11 protein-coding genes are annotated in these 14,799 nt (G+C 54.9%); 4 read left to right on the top strand and 7 right to left on the bottom strand.

Going from position 1 to position 14,799, the window contains the following annotated elements; translation table 11 throughout:
* The first annotated feature begins 99 nt into the window (after positions 1-99).
* A complete protein-coding gene (locus tag KCG39_RS06600) occupies positions 100-1,128 on the top strand; it encodes a Mal regulon transcriptional regulator MalI (protein WP_004119589.1) in 1,029 nt (342 codons plus the stop codon).
* 26 nt (positions 1,129-1,154) lie between these two features.
* Here the strand turns inward: KCG39_RS06600 and KCG39_RS06595 are convergent, their stop codons facing one another.
* Both KCG39_RS06595 and manA read right to left on the bottom strand, forming a co-directional pair.
* A complete protein-coding gene (locus tag KCG39_RS06595; protein ID WP_049113699.1) occupies positions 1,155-2,717 on the bottom strand; it encodes a YdgA family protein in 1,563 nt (520 codons plus the stop codon).
* Between the two features lie 98 nt (positions 2,718-2,815).
* Positions 2,816-3,994, bottom strand: coding sequence for a mannose-6-phosphate isomerase (gene manA, locus KCG39_RS06590; protein ID WP_049113700.1), 1,179 nt, complete (start codon positions 3,992-3,994; stop codon positions 2,816-2,818).
* Between the two features lie 197 nt (positions 3,995-4,191).
* Here manA and fumA point away from each other — a divergent pair, with 197 nt between their 5' ends.
* Positions 4,192-5,838 (top strand): class I fumarate hydratase FumA, encoded by a 1,647-nt coding sequence (gene fumA, locus KCG39_RS06585; RefSeq protein WP_142468141.1) that lies wholly within the window; start codon positions 4,192-4,194, stop codon positions 5,836-5,838.
* A 142-nt stretch (positions 5,839-5,980) separates the two neighbouring features.
* On the top strand, positions 5,981-7,381 hold the full coding sequence (gene fumC, locus KCG39_RS06580; RefSeq protein ID WP_004119601.1) for a class II fumarate hydratase: 1,401 nt from the start codon (positions 5,981-5,983) through the stop codon (positions 7,379-7,381).
* On the opposite strand, the gene tus is transcribed toward fumC, so the two are convergent.
* Together tus and rstB are read right to left on the bottom strand one after the other, a co-directional pair.
* Positions 7,371-8,303, bottom strand: coding sequence for a DNA replication terminus site-binding protein (gene tus, locus KCG39_RS06575; RefSeq protein ID WP_142481581.1), 933 nt, complete (start codon positions 8,301-8,303; stop codon positions 7,371-7,373). The genes fumC and tus overlap by 11 nt on opposite strands.
* 73 nt (positions 8,304-8,376) lie before the next feature.
* Complete coding sequence (gene rstB, locus KCG39_RS06570; protein WP_049114030.1) at positions 8,377-9,678, bottom strand: two-component system sensor histidine kinase RstB; 1,302 nt, start codon at positions 9,676-9,678, stop codon at positions 8,377-8,379.
* Between the two features lie 349 nt (positions 9,679-10,027).
* On the opposite strand from rstB, the gene KCG39_RS06565 reads away from it, so the two are divergent.
* Complete coding sequence (locus KCG39_RS06565; protein ID WP_004119609.1) at positions 10,028-10,384, top strand: TOBE domain-containing protein; 357 nt, start codon at positions 10,028-10,030, stop codon at positions 10,382-10,384.
* Here the strand turns inward: KCG39_RS06565 and KCG39_RS06560 are convergent.
* From KCG39_RS06560 to iraM, 3 genes are all read right to left on the bottom strand, one after another.
* Positions 10,306-12,078: a sensor domain-containing phosphodiesterase gene (locus KCG39_RS06560; protein ID WP_004119614.1), complete on the bottom strand. Its 1,773-nt coding sequence runs from the start codon at positions 12,076-12,078 to the stop codon at positions 10,306-10,308. The two genes, KCG39_RS06565 and KCG39_RS06560, sit on opposite strands and share 79 nt — an antisense overlap.
* Before the next feature lie 384 nt (positions 12,079-12,462).
* The gene (rstA, locus tag KCG39_RS06555) at positions 12,463-13,179 is read right to left on the bottom strand and encodes a two-component system response regulator RstA (protein ID WP_004119615.1); all 717 of its coding nucleotides are present in this window, start codon (positions 13,177-13,179) and stop codon (positions 12,463-12,465) included.
* Between the two features lie 349 nt (positions 13,180-13,528).
* Positions 13,529-13,876, bottom strand: coding sequence for an anti-adapter protein IraM (gene iraM / locus KCG39_RS06550; RefSeq protein ID WP_004119619.1), 348 nt, complete (start codon positions 13,874-13,876; stop codon positions 13,529-13,531).
* Positions 13,877-14,799 lie beyond the last annotated feature (923 nt).

Here is a 14,799-nt window from a genome sequence, read left to right as displayed (position 1 = left end):
GTGCGATAAAAATCACATATTCCGGCGATAATAACGTTTATAAAGAGAGTATCTTGATAAAACGTTTTATCGACAGCCACAGGGAGCCAGCCTGCAGTTATGGCTATCGCGAAAAAAATCACCATTAATGATGTCGCCCAGGCGGCGGGGGTATCGGTCAGTACGGTATCGCTGGTTCTGAGCGGCAAGGGGCGTATTTCCTCGGCCACCGGCGAGCGCGTCAATCACGCCATTGAGCAACTGGGTTTCGTGCGTAACCGCCAGGCGGCGTCTCTGCGCGGCGGGCAGAGCGGCGTTATCGGTCTGATCGTCAGCGATCTATCGAAGCCTTTCTACGCCGAGATGACCGCCGGATTGACCGACGCGCTTGAGTCGCAGGGGCGAATGGTGTTCCTCACTCAGGGGGGACACAGCGGTGAAAAAATGCTTCAGCGTTTTGATACCCTGGTGGCGCAAGGGGTCGACGGCGTAGTGATTGCCGGAGCGATCGATCAGGGAGCGGAGCTGCGCGACCGCGCGGCGCAGGCCGGGATGCCGCTGGTGTTTGCTTCCCGCGCCAGCTATCTCGACGATGTCGACCTGATCCGCCCGGATAATATGCAGGCGGCGCAGATTGTCACCGAGCACCTGATCCGCCGCGGCCATCAGCGCATTGCCTGGCTGGGAGGGGAGAGCTCATCCCTGACGCGCGCCGAACGGGTGGGCGGCTACTGCGCCACCTTACTGAAGTATGGCCTGCCGTTTCATAGCGAGTGGGTGCTCGAATGCGAGTCGAGCCAGAAGCAGGCGGCAGAGGCGATGGCGGCGCTGCTGCGGCAAAACCCGACGATTAGCGCCGTGCTGTGCTACAACAGCGTGATCGCCACCGGGGCGTGGTTTGGGCTGATGCGCGCCGGGCGGCAGAGCGGCGAAGCTGGCGTCGAAAGCTATTTTGAACAGCGGATAGCGCTGGCGGCATTTGCGGAATTGCCCGAGGATGCGCTGGACGACCTGCCGCTGACCTGGGTGACGACACCTGCCCGGGAGCTGGGGCAAAGCCTGGCGGAGTGCATTTTACGCCGAATGGAAGAGGGACAGGGCGCGGCGAGAAACCAGATCATTTCTCCCCGACTGATTACCCGAAAATAGCCCCTGGTAAAGGGGCTATTTGTCGTTTACTGCTGCGGCGCTGCGGGTGGAACTACGTCTTGCGGCGCGTCATCTTGCGGCTGAGTTTCCTGCGGCGCTGCGGGTTCAGCGACGGCGGGAAGCGCTAAACCGAACATGCCGGCAAACTCATCCAGCGGCATTTTCTGCCCGTTCAGCGTGACCTGGCCGTCAGCATATTGCAGGCTTGAGGTGATCGCGTTATCTTCCATGGTCGTGATGCGGAACATCTGGCCCATCGCCGCCAGGCCTTTTACCTGCTGATCCGCAAGCTTAGCGGCGTCGGCGGGCTGATAACCTTCCAGCCCGGCAATCTGGGTCATAAACGCCGTCGCCATATCGACCGGGATCACCAGCTTGCCGTCGAGAGATTTAACGCTACGATCCACTTCATCCGCCAGCGTCTGCGGCGGGGTAGTGGTCAGCGACGGGTCTTTCAGCAGAATCGACAGGTTGAGGGTGGTTTCGCCTTTCGCATTGCGCCAGCTCAGCGGCGAAATGGTCAGGGACGGGCTGCCTTTCAGCATCATCGGCAGCGCGCTAAAGAAGGTCTGCGTCAGCGCCTGCTGATAGAGCTCAGGATTCTGCGCCAGCTGCGGATCCGCCATCAGCGCCTGCGCTTCGGCGTTGTATTTTTGACTGAACTGATGGAAGGCTGCGCCGTCAATGTTATCCAGCTTCAGGGTCAGCCGGCCGCTACCGATATCCTGATTTTGCAGCTTCAGGCTGTTAACGGTGTAGTCCAGCTGGCTGTTAATGCCTTTACCGTCGGCGGTCAGCGAGGAGTTGCCGTCAATTTTCATCCCTTCGAACAGCGCCAGCTCTTTGCCTTCAACGCCAATTGCCAGTTTGTCCAGCGAGATAGCCTGTTTACCGATACGTTCGTTGAAGCTGGCCATTTCGGTGGAGCCATCGGTTTTCAGATTATTAAAGGTGAGCTGAACTTTCTGGTTGTACTCGTTGACGGCGTTAATCTGCCCGCTACCGGCTTCGCCGGTCAGGCTGAGGGTTTTCCCCTCGCGGTCGGCATTCAGCTGGAATTGCCCGCCGCTGAACGTCACTTTCTCATCGCCTTTCGCGTAATCAAGCGGGTTGAGCACGATAGCCGATTGGTTGTCGCCGCTATAAGCGATGCGGGTATCAATGGTGAACGGCGTTTCGCCTTTAGCGATGTCGAACAACGCCTTGCTGGCGTCGTTATTGGTCAGAGTAGTTTTGACCGACGCCATCGCCGGAGCGAGGTTAAAGGATTTCAGCGAAGCCAGCGGGAAAGGACCGTGATCGACGACCTCATCAAATACCAGAGATTGCCCGGCGGCAAGCCAGCGGGGCTCTTTGCCGGCAATGGGCTTCAGCACCAGCTGTAAGTGGCTGCTGAACAGACCGCGCTGATAGTCCTGATACGTCAGCTCTACGCCAGCCTGCGGCGCGCTGCTTTGCAGCTGGGCATTAGCCTGCTGCACCATATCGGCAATGCGGCTTTCCAGCTGCTTCCCTGTGTACCAGGCGCCGCCAGACCAGACGACGCCCAGCGCGATGATAACTCCTGCTGCGACCAGCGATTTTTTCATAGCATTTGTCCATAAATGAAACCAGGCGGATCGGGCCGCCTGGTTGTGTTGTCATGATGGGTGAAAGTCTAGCAACTGTGGCTAAAAAGTTCAGTAACTTACTGGAGCTTATTAAACACGCGCGCGACGCGGCCGCGCCCGCTGACCTGCACCGGAGATTCATTACAGCCGATAAACGCGGATTCACCCGGCTTCAGCGTCAGGCTCTGCTCGTCTTTGGCGATGACCGCTTCGCCCTCGACGCAGAACAGGATCGCTGCGCTATCCTGGGCGATGGTTGACGGCTGCGTCGACAGGTCGTGCAGAGAGAAGGCAAAATCATCAACCGGGATCGGGAAGTCCAGCTCCGCGCCGCGGCTGACCGGCTGGGTCAGCAGCTCGCCTGCGGGTTTGGGCGTAAATTTCACGTTCGCCACCAGTTCTGGAATATCGATATACTTCGGCGTCAGACCCGCGCGAAGCACGTTGTCCGAGTTGGCCATCACCTCCAGCGCCACGCCCTGCAGGTAGGCATGCGGAGTTTCCGCAAACAGGAACATCGCCTCGCCGGGATTCAGTTTGACCACGTTGAGCAGCAGCGGAGAGAAGAGGCCGCTATCGTCCGGGTAGAACTCGGCGATCAGGCGGATAGTCTGCCAGGGCTCACCCTGCTCGCTGTCCAGCGCCGCCTGCAGCACGCGCAAGGCGTGCGCTTTTTCTTCACCCTTCATATTCAGCAGGCTGGCAAACAGCTGGCTCAGATGCTCGCCGTTCGGCTGCGCGAGGAATTGCGCAATTGCCGGATGGGCGTCGGAGACCGGCTGCAGCAGGTTGACGATATCGGAAAACTCGCGGAAGGCGTTCATGGCGAGGAACGGCGTTAAGGCGAAAACCAGCTCAGGCTTGTGGTTCGGATCTTTATAGTTACGTTCGGCGGCATCAAGCGGGATCCCGGCGGCGTTCTCTTTGGCAAAACCGATTTCCGAGGCCTGCTTATTCGGGTGCACCTGGATAGAGAGCGGCTGTGCGGCGCACAGGACTTTGAACAGGAACGGCAGTTCGCCGAAACGCCCGGCGACTTTCTCGCCAAGCAGGGTCGCTTTATCGCTGTCGATCGCGTCACGCAGAGAACGCGGAGTTCCGCTATTGTCCAGAATCTGCGAGCTGCTCTTCGGATGCGCGCCCATCCACAGCTCCGCCATCGGCAGGTTGTTCGGATTAGCAATCCCATAAAGTTCGGTTAAGGCGGTATGGCTTCCCCAGGCGTAGTTTTGCACTGAGTTAATGAGCTTTTGCATTCTCAATCCCTGTTTCCACTTAATAGTCATGGCACTATTAAACCAGCAATCGACCGATAAGCAACCGGCGCGAAGAAAAAGTCGTCCTTGTCTCAGTTTTTGTTAAAAAATTGTGTAAAATCGATCGACTCGCTTTTCCACGGGCAAATGGAGTGTCTGCCTGAAATATAATCAGCTAAGCAGTAAGTGAGAGCACAATGTCGAATAAACCGTTTGTATATCAGGATCCTTTTCCACTGAAAAAGGACGATACCGAGTATTACCTCCTCAGCAGTGATTACGTCTCCGTCGCCGAATTCGCCGGCCAGGAAGTTCTGAAAGTTGAACCTCAGGCGCTAACTTTACTGGCACAACACGCTTTCCACGACGCCTCCTTTATGCTTCGCCCGGCGCATCAGCAGCAGGTGGCCGATATTCTCAACGACCCGGAAGCCAGCGAAAACGATAAGTACGTGGCGCTACAGTTCCTGCGTAACTCGGATATTGCCGCTAAAGGTGTGCTGCCGACCTGCCAGGATACCGGCACGGCGATTATTACCGGCAAAAAAGGCCAGCGCGTGTGGACCGGAGGCGGCGATGAAGCCGCGCTGGCGCAGGGCGTTTATAACACCTATATCCAGGATAACCTGCGCTATTCCCAGAACGCGCCGCTGGATATGTATAAAGAGGTCAACACAGGGACTAACCTGCCTGCGCAGATCGACCTCTACGCTACCGACGGCGAGGAGTACAAATTCCTCTGCATCGCCAAGGGCGGCGGCTCGGCGAATAAAACCTATCTGTATCAGGAAACCAAAGCGTTAATTACTCCGACGAAGCTGAAAAACTACCTTGTCGAGAAGATGCGCACCCTCGGCACCGCCGCCTGTCCGCCGTACCATATTGCGTTCGTCATTGGCGGCACTTCGGCGGAGTCCACCCTGAAAACCGTTAAGCTGGCCTCAACCAAGTATTACGACGGCCTGCCGACCGAAGGCAACGAGCACGGCCAGGCTTTTCGCGATATTCAGCTGGAGCAGGAACTACTGGTGGAGGCGCAAAACCTCGGTCTTGGGGCGCAGTTCGGCGGCAAATACTTCGCGCACGATATCCGCGTCATCCGCCTGCCGCGCCACGGCGCGTCGTGCCCGGTGGGCATGGGCGTCTCCTGCTCGGCGGATCGTAATATCAAAGCGAAGATCAACCGCGAAGGGATCTGGCTGGAGAAACTGGAGAGCAACCCAGGCAAGTATATTCCCGAGCATCTGCGTCAGGCCGGTGAGGGCGAGGCGGTCAAGGTCAACCTCAACCAGCCGATGAGCGATATTCTGGCGCTGCTGTCGCAGTACCCGGTGTCGACGCGTCTGTCGCTGAGCGGTACGATTATCGTCGCCCGCGATATTGCTCACGCGAAGCTGAAAGAGCTTATCGATAGCGGTGAAGAACTGCCGCAGTACGTCAAGGACCACCCGATCTACTACGCGGGTCCGGCGAAAACGCCTGACGGCTACGCTTCCGGCTCTCTTGGCCCCACCACCGCTGGCCGTATGGACTCCTACGTCGACCTGCTGCAGGCGCACGGGGCGAGTAAAATCATGTTAGCCAAAGGCAACCGCAGCCAGCAGGTCACCGACGCCTGCCACAAACATGGCGGTTTCTACCTCGGCAGCATCGGCGGCCCGGCGGCGGTACTGGCACAGCAGAGTATTCGTAGCCTGGAGTGCGTAGCGTATCCGGAGCTGGGGATGGAAGCTATCTGGAAAATCGAAGTGGAAGACTTCCCGGCGTTTATCCTCGTGGATGACAAGGGCAACGATTTCTTCCAGCAAATCCAAAACTCGCAGTGCGCCCGCTGCGTGAAATAATCCCAGCCGCCCTTCGGGGCGGTTTTTTTATGCCGCTTAGCGGCACGAACGACTAAAACAACATATAAATCTGGCCAATACTTAACGCTTTAAGCAGGTGAGCTTTGTCGCGATTTCGCACTTTGAATCCAAGGAGACAGTCATGACAACGTATCGCAGTGAAAAAGACTCAATGGGCGCCATCGACGTGCCTGCTGACAAGCTATGGGGAGCGCAAACCCAGCGCTCGCTGGAACATTTCCGCATTTCGACGGAAAAAATGCCGGTCGAGCTTATCCACGCGCTGGCGCTGACCAAGCGCGCGGCGGCGAAAGTGAACAACGATCTCGGCCTGCTGGCCGCGGAGAAAGCGCAAGCGATTATTCAGGCCGCGGATGAAGTGCTGGCAGGCCAGCATCCGGACGCCTTTCCACTGGCTATCTGGCAAACCGGCTCCGGCACGCAAAGCAATATGAATATGAATGAGGTGCTGGCCAACCGCGCCAGCGAGCTGCTGGGCGGGGCGCGCGGGATGGAGCGTAAGGTTCATCCGAACGATGATGTCAACAAGAGCCAGAGCTCTAACGACGTTTTCCCGACGGCGATGCACGTGGCGGCGATAATTGCCCTGCGGGAGAAGCTGATCCCGCAGCTCAACGTGCTGAAGCAGACCCTGAACGATAAAGCCGTTGCCTTCAGCGACATCGTTAAAATCGGCCGCACCCACCTGCAGGACGCCACGCCGCTGACCCTCGGCCAGGAGATCTCCGGCTGGGTAGCGATGCTGGAGCATAATTTAAAACATATCGACCATAGCCTGCCGCATCTGGCGGAGCTGGCGCTGGGCGGGACGGCGGTGGGAACCGGGCTCAACACTCATCCGCAATACGCGGTACGCGTCGCCGCCGAGCTCGCGGCCTTAAGCGGCCAGCCGTTTGTCACCGCGCCAAATAAATTTGAAGCGCTGGCGACCGTTGATGCCCTGGTGCACGCCCACGGGGCGCTGAAAGGCCTGGCCGCCTCGCTGATGAAAATCGCCAACGATGTGCGCTGGCTGGCTTCCGGACCGCGCTGCGGGATTGGCGAAATTGCGATCCCGGAAAATGAACCGGGATCGTCGATCATGCCCGGCAAAGTCAACCCGACCCAGTGCGAAGCCCTGACTATGCTGTGCTGCCAGGTGATGGGTAACGATGTCGCGGTAAATATTGGCGGCGCATCGGGCAACTTTGAGCTTAACGTCTACCGCCCGCTGGTGATCCACAACTTCCTGCAATCGGTGCGGCTGCTGGCTGATGGGATGGAGAGCTTCAACCAACACTGCGCGGTGGGGATTGAACCGAATCGTGAACGCATCAGCCAGCTGCTCAATGAGTCGCTAATGCTGGTCACCGCGCTGAACACCCATATCGGCTATGACAAAGCGGCGGAAATTGCCAAAAAGGCGCACAAAGAGGGGTTGACCCTGAAGGCGTCCGCGCTCTCGCTCGGCTACCTGACGGAGGACGAGTTTGACCGGTGGGTTCGCCCGGAAGAGATGGTGGGCAGTCTGCCTACTCGCTAGCCAGCCACAGGTGCAGCCGCGGGATCAGGAGCCTGAGCGACTGCGCCTGCGGTTTATAGCGATACTGTACGTTCTCGGCGTCATAGCTTAGTAACTCACCGAGGTCCGGCACGCTGACCCCCTTCGTGCCGGATATCAGCGCAATCAACGGTCCTGGACAGGCGTATTGCACCTGTTTTTGTTCGCCGCTGTACCAGACCCGGGCGATGGGCTGCACCTTCACCGGCCGCTTTATCTTCAGCTTTGCCCGCTGCGGCAGGGCGGCAATATCCTGATACTCTCGCTCCAGCTTGCTTTGCCACTGCTCGCGCGTCCACGGCGGCACCGCCCGCGGCGACTGCAGGCTTTTTTCCAGCTGCATCAGCACCCCGTCACGGGTGAGATTTTTAATCACGTGCTTATTGGCCCAGCCGAAGCGAATGGTACTCGGATCGAGCAGCGGGGTCAGGGTGCGGTAGGCGCTAAGCGTGATAAGCCCTGGCAGGTGGCGATGGACCCACTCAAACCGCGCGGCGACAGGCAGGCCGGAATCGACGGTAATAATCTTTTCAAAGGTTGCTTTGAGGGCGTTGATATGGGCGATTTTACCTGCCAACTCAGCCTGTTGGTTGGCGTCAGTTTGTAGGCAAATGGCGCCGGGTAAGCGTACGGCGGCCTTACTACTGCGGGTTTCCGACTGCTGCTGGATAAACAGATGGCTGTAGTGCCTGAGCGCCATCTCCAGCGCGGTTTTGCCGGTATGCTGAACCACATTGATGCTGTCGAGCGGCTGGTGTTCCGCATCCTTGCTTACCGGCGGCAGCGCAAAGACGCGGGCGGCCAGCAGGCGGCATTGGCTCAGGGACTGTTTCAGCTCTTGCAGTTCGCGTTCGAGCTGGCGAAAGGTACCGTTCAGACGTTCAACGAGGTCATAGCTGGCCATATTTCCCACCTTAGTTACAACATACTTCACGTTTTTTAACTATAGCAGACCTCAGCATCCGCGCAAAGGCTCATCAGGCCGAGGTAAAACTCGGCAACTGATGATATACCGGCCAGCTAAAGCAAAAGCAGGCTCCGCCCAGCGCGCTCTCTTCGCAATGAACTTCCCCGGCCATAGCCTGGGCGATGCTGTGAACGATAGCTAAACCGAGGCCACAGCCGCCGGTGGCCCGATCGCGGCTGGGGTCGAGGCGTACGAAAGGCTCGAAAACTCTCTCCCGTTCAGCTGGCGCGATACCGGGACCATCATCTTCGACCCGTAGCGTCGCCCGCGAACCCTGTAGCGTCAGGCCGACCTGAATACGCCGGTTGCTGTAGCGCAGGGCGTTGTTCACCAGATTATCCAGCACCCGTTCCATCAGGCGCATATCCAGCGCGCCGTAATTGCCGGCCAAAATGTCGCCTGGCGCGATCTCGCGCTGGGGATTAACCGTTTGAATATCTTCCACATGATCGCGGATCCACGCCGGGAAATCGGGGGTCGTCAGCTTCAGTTCGTTCTGCGGGCGGTCAAGCCGCGCGTAGGTCAGCAGCTCTTCAATCAGCGCTTCCAACTGGCCGATATCGCGGTTCAACGCCAGGGATTCGGCCTCGGTGAGGTTCTCGCTCATCTCAAGACGATAGCGCAGACGCACCAGCGGGGTTCGCAGCTCGTGGGCGATACCATCGATCAGCTGTTTTTTGCTGGCGATAAGCGCGTTGATATTATCGGCCATCTGATTAAACGCCACGCCCAGCCGTTCGAAGCTGGACATGCTGTCGAAATGAATGCGTTCGCTAAGATGTCCATCGCCGAAGCGCTGGGCGGCGGTCTCAATACGCAGCATGTCCTGCCAGTGCGGACGCATCCAGATAAATACCGGGAAGGCCAGCGAGATGGCGATAAAAGCCATCAGGGCCAGATCGAGCAGGCGCATCTCGTGCAAAAAATAGAGATAGGGCACCGGGCCGACGGAAAGTACGTAGTGGCTGCGCGGGATGCGCTGGATAAAGGTGTACTGATCGTCGAGAGCGACGATATCCCCGGCGCGCAGATGCTGCATTGAGTTTTCCGACAGTTTGAATTTGCTGATGGGTTCGATATGCAGATCGAAAGAGAGATTGAGATCCAGCTCTTTGAGCGTTTTGCTCCAGTCGCGCGGCGGGATCTCCCGCAGCTCGCTGCGCATCAGATACAGCGAGCTTTTCATTAAATCGTCCAGAGACTGACGCCCGGCGCGTTCGGCGGTGAATTTGTACACCAGGCCAACCATCATGGTCATCACCAGGAAGCAGACGAACAGCAGCAGGTAAAACTGCACAAACAGTTTTTTCATTAAATCTCACTTAAAAACAGAAGGTTAAGTGCCTTTCCTTTACCCTCGGAAGCACCGTGAGGGCATTTTCCCCGGCAAAAACTGCGTGCAAACTCCTTTCTGCATTTTCATGCGCCGTTGGATTCGCTATGAAAGCAGGGTTCGCACCCGCTGACAACATCCGCTCTGCACAAGTTATGCGGCGCCGGTTGACACACCCGGTAATCTTGATTGCGCAAACTTGAGAAGTCCATAGCAAATCAATACTGAGGCGGTCGTGAGGCTTGTAAAAATCATTATAAGAAAGTGGTTATAGGTGAGGAGGGTTCAACTTGATATAACACCTTCTCTCATCTCGCCTGGAGGTTGTATGGCAATTTCAGCCAGAAACCAGCTGGCTGGTACGGTTAGCGTGACTGAACGCGGGGAAATTAACGATGAAGTTGAGTTAACCCTGAAGGATGGCGCAAAGCTAATCGCTCTCGTTACATCTGGTAGCCAACAAGCATTGGGCCTCGAACCGGGGAGAGAAGCCATCGCGCTGATTAATAACAGAGAACAATCTGCCTCGCCGTCGCAGAGCATTTGGGTCAGCATGCACCTTGCGCGGGTGCGTTCGATCAATTGCTACGAAAATGGCGAGGTCCTTCAGGGGTTCATTTCCGGCGCTTCGTTTCTGGCGCGGGACCATGCTGCAAAATCTGCAGATACCATTGGCCTGGCATAAAAATATCCTTGAACCTCATCGCAGCCCAGGCTTCGCAAAATCTCGACCGTTTTGCGATCCTCGACGCCTTCTGCCAGGACGATATAATCGAGCTCCTTGAGAAGCTTGATAACGTTACGCACAATTATGCGGCTGGCTTTTTCGTGGACAATATGACTGACGATAGACCGGTCGATTTTGATGATGTCCAGGGGCATTTGCCGCAGGTAATTAATGTTGCTGTATCCCGAACCAAAGTCATCCAGAGAAATTTTAAATCCGCGTTTTTTGAGCATGTTCAGCCCGTTAAGCGCGGCCGGACTCTCAAGCATCTTCTCTGTTTCCAGACACTCCAACCCCAGCAGCGCTGGGTCAAGAGACGCATTCCGCAGTTTCTCTTCGAGCTCCTCGGCGAAATCGGGCCGAGAAAAATCACTGGCGGCCAGATTAATTGACACCGGCAGAGTAAGTCCCTGGTCCCGCCACTCACTCAGCTGCGCAATAGTACGATCGATAACCCAGGCCGTGAGCTCACGCATCAGGCTGGTTTTTTCGACCAGCGGGATAAATTCGCCGGGCAGGACTTCGCCGTTTGTCGGATGCTTCCATCTGACCAGCGCTTCAGCACCCGTCACGCGCCCGGTCGCCAGTGAGATTTTTGGCTGATAGACCAGATATAAGCCCTGGTTTCCCTGCAACGTTTGTCTGAGTTCGGTCAGCAGGCTGAAATCTCTCTTTTTGCGGGTATCCAGGGCGTCATTATAGGTCGTAAAACGGTGCCCCTGGCTTATCGCCTCATGCAAGGCGCTTACCGCACGACGCAGAATTTCATTCGGCGTCAGGGTGCTGTCGCATAGCCCGGAGTCCCCCATGTGAATATTCAAATCCAGGGGAACTTCTGGGCCAATCCGGGCCTGGGTTCCCTGAAGGTTTTGTGCAATGCTTTCCAGTGACAGGGCCGTAGGTTCAGGCGTTAAAAAAGCAAATCGTCCGACCGCCACGGCGTAAAGCTGGCCCGCCAGGGGCAGACGTGCCTGCAGCTCAACGGTCATATCCCGAAGTAAGTTTTCTACGGCAATCATCCCCAATGAGCGGGCCATCTCGTAGGCAAAGGGCATATCAATGCAGTCAATGATGACCAGCCGGAAGGTACTCACCGCCGACACCTCAATGTCCTTCAGCAGGCGCTGACGATTGGGTAATAGCGTGACGACGTCGGTATAGCCTACCGAGTGCCAGGAGGCTAAGAAGTCCGATATCAGCTCGGCCAGCGTGTTAAAGATAGCGATCTGCTCGTCGGAAAGTTCCCTGGGTTGCGTATCCAGGATACTCAAGGTACCCACGGCCACCCCATCGCGCGTTGTCAGCGGACACCCCGCATAAAAGCGAATGAACGGCGCTTCTCTGACGGCGCGATCGCGCTGAAAGACCGGGTGCTGATGCGTATCACGACAAATGAACGTTTTACCCTGTTTCAAGGTCTGTTCGCAAAATGCGTCGCCCAGGCGGGTTTCCGTGGCGGCGATATTCTGTGCGGATTTGATGTATTGCTTTTCATCATCCAGCACCGAGACAAAACTCATCGGCATTTTCAGCAACTGGCAGACCAGATGCGTATATTTCCTTAACGCTTCGTCCCGCCCCTCGTCGGGATTTTTTAACAGGTCAATCGCCGCGCGTCTTTTACTTTCATCGTTGCTGAGATCGCTCAACATTTAAACACCCCCGTACAGTAGATATTTCGGTCATCCCAACCCACTGATGGTGTGAATCTCTATACTCACGGCTGGTATCGATACTGGCACAATCGCCAAGGTTATCACACCACATTAGAATGTTTTGCGCTGATTGTCTGCGAAGAATGGCGCTCGGTGGAACGCTGCTTTTGCGTGGAAAAAGCAATTTCACTGTTGCTGTACCGGTCGGCAAGAGGCTCAGTGTTGCGCAAAAGTCTTCGTGGATAATATCAAGTTATCGAACCGGTTCCGGATTCGCCAGTTCTTTATTAAGCGCAACGCCTGTTTTAAGGATAGCTAATCATTAACAGGAGGTTGCAGTGACTTTACCGGCTATATCCGCACTAACAGCTGACCCGTGAATTAATTGTCCCAGGCGTGGGGGGCGAACAGGTAGCCTTTATTGCGTACCGTTTTGATGCGATAGGGCTCGGTCGCATTGTCGAGAAGCTTCTTGCGCAGTCGCGAGATGGCAACGTCGACGCTGCGGTCCATGCCATCGTAGCTGACGCCGCGCAGATTTTTTAATAACGCGTCGCGATCCATAATTTGTCCGGCATGGGTCGCCAACTCCCACAGCAGATCGAAATCCGCGGTGGATAACGCGACGCTTTCGCCGCTGAGCATCACCTGGCGATTGACCGGGTCGATGCTCAGGGAGCCAAAGGTGATGGCTTTATGCGGGGTGAGGGAGGAGGGAACGCTACCGTCCGGCACGGCGACGTGCTGGCGCAAATGCAGGCGCAGGCGGGCTAACAGCACCGCGGGAGGCGTGGTTTTCAGGATATAATCGCTGGCGCCCATTTCGAGAGAGAGAATATGGTTCATATCGCTGTCCAGCGAAGTGAGCAGGACGATGGGACCCTGCCACTGGCCGCGCAAATCGCGGCACAGCGTCATACCGTCTTTACCCGGCAGCATGATATCCAGCAGCACCAGATCGGGCTTTTCGCGCGCGATAACCTCTTCCGCCCGGTCGCCGCGCGGTTCTACCACCACGTCCATATCGTGTTTGCCAAGGTAGGCGGCAATCAGTGCGCCGACCTCGGCATCGTCCTCAACAAAAACAATTTTATTCATATTGTGTATGCTTGCACTCATCTATCATCGTTAGAATCGCTTTGCCAGAATCGCGGCTGAGACGGTGCATGAGGCATCATTCGGTCAGCAGCCCATTCATTACTATCGCCATTGTAAACCATTCGGGCATTAATATGAGCTATGTATTAGTGATGAAATTCGCTATGCTTCCCGGACTTGTGGTTCAGAACTATGCTTTCACGAGGCCAGGCAATGATTGCGTTAATGACGGAAGCTCTGCGTATTATGGTCATGGGGGGCGGCAGAAGGTGGGCGAGGTCTAACAGGACAGCCTCTGCCCGTAAAGAAAATAGGTACTGATACGTTGAGCTTGAGTCAGGGAAGAGCCTTATTGCGGCCTCTTTTGCCTCGTACCGTAGGGGCACAAGGCGAATTTGCAGACACTTCTTCGATTGCAGATGAGCAACATAGGATTCAGATTGCCTGGACAATCAATATATCGGGAAAACGTTGACCACAGGGTTTCCGTATAGGGGAAAGCGTGAATGACCTGTAAATCGCCGGGCTTGCCGTTAATGAGAACTTCATTTTTTGTGATGTTAATCACTGAACCAACGCGCAAAAAATAATCACCATTATACCATATGATTAATTTGAGATTTTTAGCACTTGCCGCAACTGAAAATCCTGTTCCGGTTACAGGACATACAAGGCTATTTTCAATATTCCACTGCATGCTTGATGCGCTCCAGTAATTTACGAGCATTTTCGCGTTGATGTATATAGTTTGATAAAGTTTAAGAGTATTTTTGTTGTGCCTGAAGCAGGTCCAAACATGGAGGTTCCTTTAGGTGATGCATACTTAGTTTAATATAGAATAATTGCAATTGCATGAGTGCCTAATACTAGTATTGATAATAGCAACAAGTAAAAGATTCGAAAAACCGACGGGAGATGAACTAATAAGCTACATTGTTGGTTATGAATAGAATAAAGTTCTGTATTGGATATCAAGATTAGATCGAAAGATCGTAAAATCATATAATTACGATCATATCTACTACGATGAATGTTATTAATGGCAAAGTATGCTTCTTTATGAAATCGGTTTTATTTTGATATAAATCAAAATAATGTGCTTTATTGCGCTATTTTTCTAAAAAGTGTCTATGTGTGCTTATTTCAAATGAGTGCAGAAAGAATGATTTTAAGGTCATCAATTATGATAAAAACCGCCTATGTCAATTAACTGTTTTTAGGTTAGGTTATCACTATTGATTTGCATCACTTACTGCACATGAATGGCGATGGTAAACCGATAGGGTTATTGAGTTAACATCTGTAAAATATCATTGAGGTGTTCATGTTGTGCTTTAAAATAGGTGTGAATACTTAAGGATGACGCGCAGGAGAAATATGCTATGGTGATAACTTCCAGAGTAATGATATAAAACATGTTATACGTATAACCAAGTGATTAGAGCATACTGATGCGTTTCGCAGTAAAAACAAATGCGTTTGTGCGAAGGATGTTCAAAATAGTTTTAATTAAATTCAAACAGCGTTGACCTTGCCGAGGGGAGCATCATCTCCCGTACCGCCGTTATGGAGTCGTCAAATAGGTCTCCACCTGTTCAGTCTACTCGCCGCTTTTGCGCA

Origin of the sequence: Klebsiella pasteurii, assembly GCF_018139045.1 — a bacterium.
In the GTDB taxonomy this organism is placed as follows: Bacteria; Pseudomonadota; Gammaproteobacteria; order Enterobacterales; family Enterobacteriaceae; genus Klebsiella; species Klebsiella grimontii.
Note: the sequence above shows the minus strand (reverse complement) of the source record. Positions and strands in the feature narration are given on the sequence as shown.